This is a genomic window from Streptomyces sp. NPDC056948 (genome assembly GCF_042674225.1).
GTDB classification, from domain to species: Bacteria; Actinomycetota; Actinomycetes; order Streptomycetales; family Streptomycetaceae; genus Streptomyces; species Streptomyces purpurascens.
In genome coordinates, this window is the sequence record NZ_JBHUQX010000402.1 from 1 (window position 1) to 8,644 (window position 8,644).

Genomic DNA, 8,644 nt, shown 5'->3' on the forward strand with positions numbered 1-8,644 from the left:
GAACACACGTCGCCAGTCGACGTTTCACGGGGATTAAGGGGAGGTCGGTCATGCGTATTCCCGCGCACTCGGTGTGCACGGCCATCCGGGACGACATCGTCGCGGGTGTCTACGAGCGCGGCAGCCGGCTCACCGAGGAACTTCTCGCGCGCCGCTACGGCGTCTCGCGCGTCCCCGTCCGGGAGGCCCTGCGCACCCTGGAGGCCGAGGGCTTCGTGGTCACCCGGCGGCACGCGGGCGCGTGCGTCGCCGAACCCACCGAGCAGGAGGCCGCCGATCTGCTGGAGATGCGCATGCTGCTGGAGCCGCTGGGCGCCGCCCGCGCCGCCCAGCGCCGCACCGAGGCCCATCTGAAGGTCCTGCGCGGCCTGGTCAGGCTCGGCCAGGAGCGCGCCCGCCGGGGCAACAGCGACGACCTGCGCTCTCTGGGCGGCTGGTTCCACGAGACGCTCGCCCAGGCCTCCGGCAGCCCCGCGCTGACCTCGATGCTCACCCAGCTCCGGCACAAGATCGCCTGGATGTACGCCGTAGAGGCGCCGGCCGGACCCGTGGAGTCCTGGGCCGAGCACGGCGCGATCGTGGACGCGGTGGCGCGCGGGGACAGTGAGCGCGCGCGGGCGGTCACGGCGCTGCACACCGAGCGCGCGACGGCCGCGCACCGGCTGCGTTTCGCATCCGCAGGGGAGCGCGCCGAGCGTGTGAGGAACTCGCAACATGCCGTAAACACGGCAAGCCTGCGGCATTAACACGGGAGCCGTATACAAAGAGTGGGTAATTCGCGGGGGATTATTTCTGCTGCCCGCCGACAGGAAATGCACTGGAAAGGCGAAGAGCTCGCCCGATGAATTCGGACGAGCTCTTCAAGGTGCGCCGGGTCAGGCGCGGGGAAATACTCAGACGGTCTCGGGCAGCTCCTCGAGGCCCTCGGAGACCAGCTTGGCCAGCCGGTCCAGGGCGACGTCCGCGTCCTCGGCGTCGGAGGCGAGGACGATCTCCTCGCCGCCCTGGGCGCCCAGGCCGAGGACGGCCAGCATGGAGGCCGCGTTGACGGGCTTGCCGTCTGCCTTGGCGATCGTCACCGGGACGCCTGCGGCCGTGGCGGCTCGGACGAAGATGGAAGCGGGGCGGGCGTGGAGGCCCTCGGCCCAGCCGACGTTGACGCGGCGCTCAGCCATGTGTTGCTGCCCTTCGGTTTCAGGGTTGTCTAGACCAGTTTCCCATATCGTGAAGCTGCGGAGCGGTCCTGATGTCCCGCTCCGGGTGCCGTCGGATCGCGGCCTCGATCCGACCGACGCCCTCCACAGACTGCCTCGCGCCCGCTGTCGGACGCTAGCCGTACTCTGGGGCCCATGCAGACCTCGCCGGACCGGCACGAGTATCCCGCCCACTGGGAAGCCGACGTGGTGCTGCGCGACGGTGGTACCGCGCGCATCCGGCCCATCACCGTTGATGACGCCGATCGCCTGGTCAGCTTCTACGAGCAGGTCTCCGACGAGTCGAAGTACTACCGCTTCTTCGCGCCGTACCCTCGCCTGTCCGCCAAGGACGTCCACCGCTTCACGCACCACGACTTTGTGGACCGGGTGGGACTCGCGGCCACGGTCGGCGGCGAGTTCATCGCCACCGTACGCTACGACCGGATCGGCGCGGACGGAACGCCCGCGTCGGCACCGGCCGACGAGGCCGAGGTCGCCTTCCTGGTCCAGGACGCCCACCAGGGACGCGGCGTCGCCTCCGCCCTGCTGGAGCACATCGGCGCCGTCGCCCGGGAGCGCGGCATCCGCCGCTTCGCCGCCGAGGTGCTGCCGGCCAACAACAAGATGATCAAGGTGTTCACGGACGCCGGGTACACCCAGAAGCGCAGCTTCGAGGACGGCGTGGTCCGTCTGGAGTTCGACCTCGAACCCACCGACCGCTCCCTCGCCGTGCAGTACGCGCGCGAGCACCGCGCCGAGGCCCGGTCCGTGCAGCGGCTGCTCGCGCCCGGCTCGGTCGCCGTCATCGGCGCCGGGCGCACACCGGGCGGTGTGGGCCGCAGCGTCCTCGGCAACATCCGCGACGCCGGGTTCACCGGCCGTCTCTACGCCGTGAACAAGGCCCTCCCCGAGGGGCAGAAGGAGCTCGACGGGGTGCCCGCCCACCGCTCGGTGCGCGACATCGACGGCCCGGTCGACGTGGCGGTCGTCGCCGTACCGGCCGAGTACGTCCCCGAGGTCGTCACCGAGTGCGGCGAGCACGGCGTGCAGGGGCTCGTCGTGGTCTCCGCCGGTTACGCCGAGAGCGGCCTCGAGGGACGCGAGAACCAGCGCGCACTCGTGCGGCACGCGCGCACGTACGGCATGCGGATCATCGGGCCGAACGCCTTCGGCATCATCAACACCTCCCCGCGGGTACGGCTCAACGCCTCCCTCGCCCCCGAGACGCCCCGCCCGGGCCGGATCGGCCTGTTCGCCCAGTCCGGCGCCATCGGCATCGCCCTGCTGTCCCGGCTGCACCGCCGTGGCGGCGGCGTCACGGGCGTGACCGGTGTCTCCACCTTCGTCTCCTCCGGCAACCGGGCCGACGTCTCCGGCAACGACGTACTCCAGTACTGGTACGAGGACCCCGACACCGACGTCGTCCTCATGTACCTGGAGTCCATCGGCAACCCCCGCAAGTTCACCCGCCTCGCCCGCCGGACGGCCGCGGCGAAACCCCTGGTCGTGGTTCAGGGCGCGCGGCACGGAGCCGCTCCCCAGGGGCATGCCGTCCGGGCGACCCGGCTGCCGCACGAGACCGTCTCGGCCCTGCTGCGGCAGGCCGGCGTCATCCGCGTCGACACCATCACCGACCTGGTGGACGCGGGCCTGCTCCTCGCCCGCCAGCCCCTGCCGGCCGGCCCCCGGGTGGCGATCCTCGGCAACTCCGAGTCGCTCGGCCTGCTCACGTACGACGCGTGCCTCGCCGAGGGCCTCCGGCCGCACCCCCCGCAGGACCTGACCACGGCGGCTTCCGCGGCGGACTTCCACGCCGCCCTCTCGCGCGCACTGGCCGACGACCGGTGCGACGCGGTCGTCGTCACGGCCATACCGGCGGTGGGGGAGGTCTCGGTCGCGGACGCGGCCCTCGCCGAGGCCCTGAGGTCGGCATCGGCCGCCGCCCCGGCCAAGCCCGTCCTGGTCGTGCACGTGGAGCTGGGCGGCCTGGCCGAGGCCCTGTCGGCGGCGGCGAGCACGGCACCCCAGGCAGAGTCAGGCATCCACCCGCAAACCGCCCCTCGTCCGTCGCTCACCGAAGAGCGACCCCCCGCTGTCGAGGCCCCCGAAGGCGCCCACCTCATCCCCGCCTACCCCGCAGCCGAGCGCGCCGTCCGCGCCCTCGCCCAGGCCGTCACCTACGCACAGTGGCGGCGCGACGCCGCCGACCCCGGCAAGGTGCCCGAGTACGAGGACATCGACCAGAGGGGCGCCGCCACGTTGATCGACGGGCTGCTCGCGCGCGGGCAGGGACTCACGCTCGGCACGGAAGAGACCTGCGACCTCCTCGGCCACTACGGCATCCACGTTCACCGCGCCCTGCCCGCCCCGACCCCCGACGCCGCCGCCGAGGCCGCCCGCACCCTCGGCTACCCCGTGGCCCTCAAGGCCACCGCCCCGCACCTGCGCCACCGCGCCGACCTGGGCGGCGTCCGCCTCGACCTCGCGGACGAGGACCAACTGCGGCGCTCGTACACCGAGTTGACCGAGCTGTTCGGCGCGCCGGACGAGCTGCGGCCCGTGGTGCAGCGAATGGCGCCGCGCGGCGTGGACGTCGTCGTACGGGCCGTGATCGATCCCGCGGCCGGAGCCGTGCTCTCCTTCGGGCTCGCCGGCGCCGCCTCACAGCTCCTCGGCGACACGGCACACCGGCTGATCCCGGTCACGGACCGGGAGGCGGGCTCGCTGGTGCGGTCGATCCGCACCGCACCCCTGCTGTTCGGCTGGCGCGGCTCCGCACCGGCCGACACCCGCGCCCTGGAGGAGCTGCTGCTGCGCGTGTCCCGGCTGGTGGACGACCACCCCGAGGTCGTCGCGGTCACCCTGGAGCCCGTCGTCGTCGCCTCGCACGGCCTGAGCGTCCTGGGCGCCTCCGTCCGCCTGGCGACCCCGCCCGCCCGCGACGACCTCGGCCCCCGGACCCTCCCCGCGTACTGACAGGGGGCGAGCTGTGCCTCGCAGTCAGTGGGCCCCCGTAGGATGGGCGTCATGGCCAAGACCAGTACGACGACCCAGGGGCTGCGGGCGGCGATCGAGCGCAGCGGCTACTACCCGGCCCTCGTGGCCGAGGCGGTGGAGGCCGCCGTGGGCGGCGAGCCCATGCGGTCGTACCTGGTCCACCAGGAAACGACGTTCGACCAGAACGAGGTACGGCGGCACGTGACGGTGCTCGTCCTCACGGACAACCGCTTCATCGTCAGCCACACCGACGAGCAGGCCGCCGACAGCACCTCCCCGACGCCGTACGCCACGACGTCGACGGAGTCCGTGAAGATCGGCCGCATCTCGTCGATCGTGGTCAGCCGGGTCGTCGCCAACCCGGAGTCGTACAAGCCGGGCACCCTGCCCCGCGAGGTCGTCCTCACGATCGGCTGGGGCGCCGTCTCCCGTATCGACCTGGAGCCGGCCGCCTGCGGCGACCCCAACTGCGAGGCGGACCACGGCTACACCGGCAATTCGACGGCGGACGACCTCAGCCTGCGCGTCAGCGAGGCCGGGGACGGACCGGAGACCGTGCGCCAGGCACTCGCCTTCGCGCAGGCCCTCTCCGAGGCGACCGCGGACGCCACCCGCTGATGGCACAGACCGAAACGGCCTGGGACCACCACCCCGAACCGCTCGCCGTCGCCTCCGCACCGGTCCCCGAGTACGGCAGCGGCTCGCTCGCCGACCTGCTGCCCACCCTGGCCGCCGGCCTCGGCGTGCCGGGGATGAGCGCCGCGATCTCCGAGCTGACCCCCGCCGACCGGAACTGCGTGTTCCTGCTCGACGGCCTCGGCTGGGAGCAGCTCAGGGCGCACCCCGAGGACGCCCCGTTCATGACGTCCCTGCTCGCGACCTCGCGCGGCGGCACCGGGCGCCCGCTCACCGCCGGCTACCCGGCGACCACCGCGACCTCCCTCGCCTCCGTCGGCACCGGCCTGCCGCCCGGCGCGCACGGCCTGCCCGGCTACACCGTGCGCAACCCGGACACCGGCGAGCTGATGAACCAGCTCCGCTGGCAGCCGTGGGCCCCGCCCGGCCCCTGGCAGCCGTACCCGACGGTGTTCCAGCTCGCGCACAAGGCGGGCGTGCACGCCGCGCAGGTGTCGTCCCCGACCTTCGAGAACACCCCGCTGACCAAGGTCGCGCTCAGCGGCGGAAGGTTCCTCGGGCGGCTGCCCGGCGAGGACCGCGTCGATCTGGCGGCCGAGCAACTGGCCGCGGGCGACCGCTCCCTGGTGTACACGTACTTCGCCGAGGTCGACGGCGCCGGCCACCGCTTCGGCGTCGACTCCGACGCCTGGCGCGGCCAGCTCATGTACGCCGACCGCCTGGTCCAGCGTCTCGCCGAGCAACTGCCGCCCCGCAGCGCCCTCTACGTCACCGCCGACCACGGCATGATCGACGTGCCCTTCGACGAGGATCACCGCATCGACTTCGACGAGGACTGGGAGCTGAGCGCCGGAGTCGCCCTGCTCGGCGGCGAGGGCCGCGCCCGGCACGTCTACGCGGTGCCCGGCGCCGCGAACGACGTCCTGACCTGCTGGCGCGAGGTGCTCGGCGAGCAGTTCTGGATCGCCTCACGCGACGAGGCCATCGCGGCGGGCTGGTTCGGCCCGCAGATCGACGACCGGGTGTACGGCCGTATCGGCGACGTGGTCGCCGCCGCGCGGGACGATGTCCTGATCATCGCTTCCGAACGGGAGCCCAACGAGTCGGCGATGGTCGGCAACCACGGTTCGATGACCCCTGCCGAGCAGCTGGTCCCCCTGCTCGAAGTACGCTCCTGACGTCCGTCCGCGAGTCCCGCCCATCCTCGCTTCACCGAAAGGTGCTCACTTTCCCATGCCCGAGCTGGTGTTCTTCTCCGGAACGATGGACTGCGGGAAGTCGACGCTGGCTCTCCAGATCGAGCACAACCGCTCGGCGCGCGGCCTGGCGGGCATGATCTTCTCGCGCGACGACCGCGCCGGTGAGGGCAAGTTGTCCTCGCGCCTCGGCCTCGTCACGGACGCGGTGGAGGTCGGGGACGGGCAGGACCTCTACTCCTACCTCGTCGACCACCTCTCGCAGGGCGGCCGCGCGGACTACGTGATCGCCGACGAGGCGCAGTTCCTCGCGCCGGAGCAGATAGACCAACTCGCGCGCGTGGTCGACGACCTGGGCCTGGACGTCTACGCCTTCGGCATCACGACGGACTTCCGCTCCAAGCTGTTCCCCGGCTCCCAGCGGCTGGTCGAACTGGCCGACCGGGTCGAGGTGCTCCAGGTCGAGGCGCTGTGCTGGTGCGGCGCCCGCGCTACGCACAACGCCCGCACCATAGGCGGCGCCATGGTCGTCGAGGGCGCCCAGGTGGTCGTCGGCGACGTCACCCACTCCGCCGACGAGGTCGGGTACGAGGTCCTGTGCCGTCGCCACCACCGCCGCCGGATGACCGCGGCGACGTCCCACGCGGCGGCCCTGTCACCGGACGTGCTGCCGATGTCGTCCGCCTGACCGCCTGAGGCTGACCGCCCGCCCGGCAGCAGGTCAGCGCTGCCGCTGCAGCAGAGCGAATCGCGCCCCTTCCGGATCCGCCACGTTCGCCACCCGGCCGTGTGCGGTGTCGTGGGCCGGCCTGAGGACGTGCCCGCCCAGGTGGACGAGATGGTCCAGTGTGTCGTCGAGGTCGGCGACCTGGAAGTACGTCACCCAGTGCGGCCCCTGGTCGCGGGGCAGTGCCTGCCCCAGGCCGTGGATGCCGGCGACGGGCTCGCCGCCGCGCAGCAGGGTCACGTAGTCGAAGCCGGCCGAGACCACCGGCTCCTCCTGGTAACCGAACACCGTCTGGTAGAACTTGGCGACGCTCGCCGACTCGAAGGTCAGCAGCTCGTTCCAGGCGGGTGTCCCGGGGACGCCCGAGACGGCCGTGCCGAGGTGTGCGGCGGCCTGCCAGATGCCGAAGACCGCTCCCGAGGGGTCGGAGCCGATCGCGAGGCGGCCGGCGTCGGAGGCGTCGAGCGGGCCGACGCCGATCGTGCCGCCGCTGCTGCGCACCCTCTCGGCCGTCAAGTCCGCGTTCTGGGAGGCGAAGTAGGGGGTCCAGGCGATGGGAAGCTGACGGTCGGTCGGGAGCCGGCCGAGGCCCGCGACCTCGCGCCCGTCGAGCAGCGCGCGTACATACGGGCCGAGTTGCTGGGGGCCGGGCCGGAACTCCCAGCCGAACAGCGCCCCGTAGAACTCCTCGGTCGCGGCCAGCCCGTGCACCATCAGGCTCACCCAGCAGGGCGTGCCGGGCGTGTGCCGGGCGGGCGCTTCGCCGTTCGGGCCGGCGGACTCCCGTGCGTCGGTCATTGTCACTCTCTTCTCGGCCTCGCGGTGGCCGTGCTCTCCGCAGCCCTCGTGGGGTCCGCCCGGCGGGGCGACCCGTGTCCGGGAGAATGCCCGATGTGCGGGGCGCTGCCCCTGGCGGCGCGCTTATCGGCACGTGTCGTTCAGCTGTACAGCATGTGCTCGTCCCCGTACACCACGTGATCGTCCCGGTCCGGCCGAGCAGAGTAGCCGGACACGGACGGCTCGGCCACCCCCGTGCGCGAGGATGGGGCCATGAACGCCATCATCTCCGCATCCGACCTCGCGACCGATCTGACGGGTTCCAACCCGCCGGTCCTGCTCGATGTCCGCTGGCAGCTCACCGCGGCCAGGGCAGCGGGTGAGCCGCCGTACGACGGCCGGGCCGACTACGAGAGGGGGCACCTGCCCGGCGCCGTCTACGTCGACCTGGACAGGGAGTTGGCCTCCGCGCCGGGCGAGGGCGGCCGGCATCCACTGCCCGACCTCGCGCACTTCGGCGCCGCGATGCGCCGGGCGGGCGTGTCGTCCGGGACACCGGTGGTCGTCTACGACGGCGGCCAGGGCTGGGCGGCCGCCCGGGCGTGGTGGATGCTGCGCTGGACGGGTCACCCGGACGTGCGGGTCCTCGACGGCGGGTTGCCGGCCTGGGAGGGGTCGTTGGAGAAGTCCGTGCCGTCACCGGCGGAGGGCGACTTCGTGCCCGAGCCCGGGGCGGCGGGGCGGCTCGACGCCGACGCCGCCGCGGAGTTGGCGCGGTCCGGGGTGCTCCTGGACGCGCGGGCGGGGGAGCGGTACCGGGGCGAGGTGGAGCCGATCGATCCGGTCGCCGGGCACATTCCGGGCGCGGTGTCGGCGCCCACCACCGAGAACGTGGGGGCGGACGGGCGCTACCTCCCCGCGCCGGAGCTTCGGGAACGCTTCAAGGAGCTCGGGGTGTCCGAAGGTTCGAGGGTCGGCGTGTACTGCGGGTCGGGGGTGTCAGCGGCCCATGAGGTCCTGGCGCTGGCGGTCGCGGGCATTCCGGCGGAGCTGTACGTGGGGTCGTGGTCGGAGTGGTCCTCGGACCCGGACCGGCCGGTCGCGGTGGGTCCGGA

Annotated in this window: 8 protein-coding genes; 6 read left to right on the forward strand and 2 right to left on the reverse strand. The window is 72.9% G+C overall.

Going from position 1 to position 8,644, the window contains the following annotated elements; all coding sequences use genetic code 11:
* Positions 1-50: 50 nt before the first annotated feature.
* Positions 51-746 (forward strand): GntR family transcriptional regulator, encoded by a 696-nt coding sequence (locus ACFTZL_RS35995; protein ID WP_382591905.1) that lies wholly within the window; start codon positions 51-53, stop codon positions 744-746.
* A 147-nt stretch (positions 747-893) separates the two neighbouring features.
* Here ACFTZL_RS35995 and ACFTZL_RS36000 read toward each other — a convergent pair whose 3' ends face one another.
* Positions 894-1,175, reverse strand: coding sequence for an HPr family phosphocarrier protein (locus tag ACFTZL_RS36000; protein WP_382591908.1), 282 nt, complete (start codon positions 1,173-1,175; stop codon positions 894-896).
* A gap of 174 nt (positions 1,176-1,349) precedes the next feature.
* Here ACFTZL_RS36000 and ACFTZL_RS36005 point away from each other — a divergent pair, with 174 nt between their 5' ends.
* The 4 genes from ACFTZL_RS36005 to ACFTZL_RS36020 are packed head-to-tail and all read left to right on the forward strand — an operon-like array spanning position 1,350 to position 6,713.
* Positions 1,350-4,172 (forward strand): GNAT family N-acetyltransferase, encoded by a 2,823-nt coding sequence (locus tag ACFTZL_RS36005; protein WP_382591910.1) that lies wholly within the window; start codon positions 1,350-1,352, stop codon positions 4,170-4,172.
* A gap of 51 nt (positions 4,173-4,223) precedes the next feature.
* Positions 4,224-4,811 (forward strand): DUF5998 family protein, encoded by a 588-nt coding sequence (locus tag ACFTZL_RS36010; protein WP_382591913.1) that lies wholly within the window; start codon positions 4,224-4,226, stop codon positions 4,809-4,811.
* Complete coding sequence (locus tag ACFTZL_RS36015) at positions 4,811-6,007, forward strand: alkaline phosphatase family protein (protein ID WP_382591916.1); 1,197 nt, start codon at positions 4,811-4,813, stop codon at positions 6,005-6,007. Before ACFTZL_RS36010 ends, ACFTZL_RS36015 begins: the two co-directional genes overlap by 1 nt.
* Before the next feature lie 55 nt (positions 6,008-6,062).
* Positions 6,063-6,713 (forward strand): thymidine kinase, encoded by a 651-nt coding sequence (locus tag ACFTZL_RS36020; RefSeq protein WP_382591919.1) that lies wholly within the window; start codon positions 6,063-6,065, stop codon positions 6,711-6,713.
* A gap of 33 nt (positions 6,714-6,746) precedes the next feature.
* Here the strand turns inward: ACFTZL_RS36020 and ACFTZL_RS36025 are convergent, their stop codons facing one another.
* Positions 6,747-7,550 carry a VOC family protein gene (locus tag ACFTZL_RS36025; protein ID WP_382591922.1) on the reverse strand — a complete coding sequence of 268 codons (804 nt, stop codon included), beginning with the start codon at positions 7,548-7,550 and terminating at the stop codon, positions 6,747-6,749.
* A gap of 252 nt (positions 7,551-7,802) precedes the next feature.
* On the opposite strand from ACFTZL_RS36025, the gene ACFTZL_RS36030 reads away from it, so the two are divergent.
* Positions 7,803-8,644: sulfurtransferase (locus ACFTZL_RS36030; RefSeq protein WP_382591925.1), on the forward strand; the 842-nt coding region annotated here is incomplete at its 3' end.

Coding starts and splice junctions, on each gene's coding strand:
- ACFTZL_RS35995 (WP_382591905.1), top strand. CDS start 51: ATGCGTATTCCCGCGCACTCGGTGTGCACGGCCATCCGGGACGACATC.
- ACFTZL_RS36000 (WP_382591908.1), bottom strand. CDS start 1,175: ATGGCTGAGCGCCGCGTCAACGTCGGCTGGGCCGAGGGCCTCCACGCC.
- ACFTZL_RS36005 (WP_382591910.1), top strand. CDS start 1,350: ATGCAGACCTCGCCGGACCGGCACGAGTATCCCGCCCACTGGGAAGCC.
- ACFTZL_RS36010 (WP_382591913.1), top strand. CDS start 4,224: ATGGCCAAGACCAGTACGACGACCCAGGGGCTGCGGGCGGCGATCGAG.
- ACFTZL_RS36015 (WP_382591916.1), top strand. CDS start 4,811: ATGGCACAGACCGAAACGGCCTGGGACCACCACCCCGAACCGCTCGCC.
- ACFTZL_RS36020 (WP_382591919.1), top strand. CDS start 6,063: ATGCCCGAGCTGGTGTTCTTCTCCGGAACGATGGACTGCGGGAAGTCG.
- ACFTZL_RS36025 (WP_382591922.1), bottom strand. CDS start 7,550: ATGACCGACGCACGGGAGTCCGCCGGCCCGAACGGCGAAGCGCCCGCC.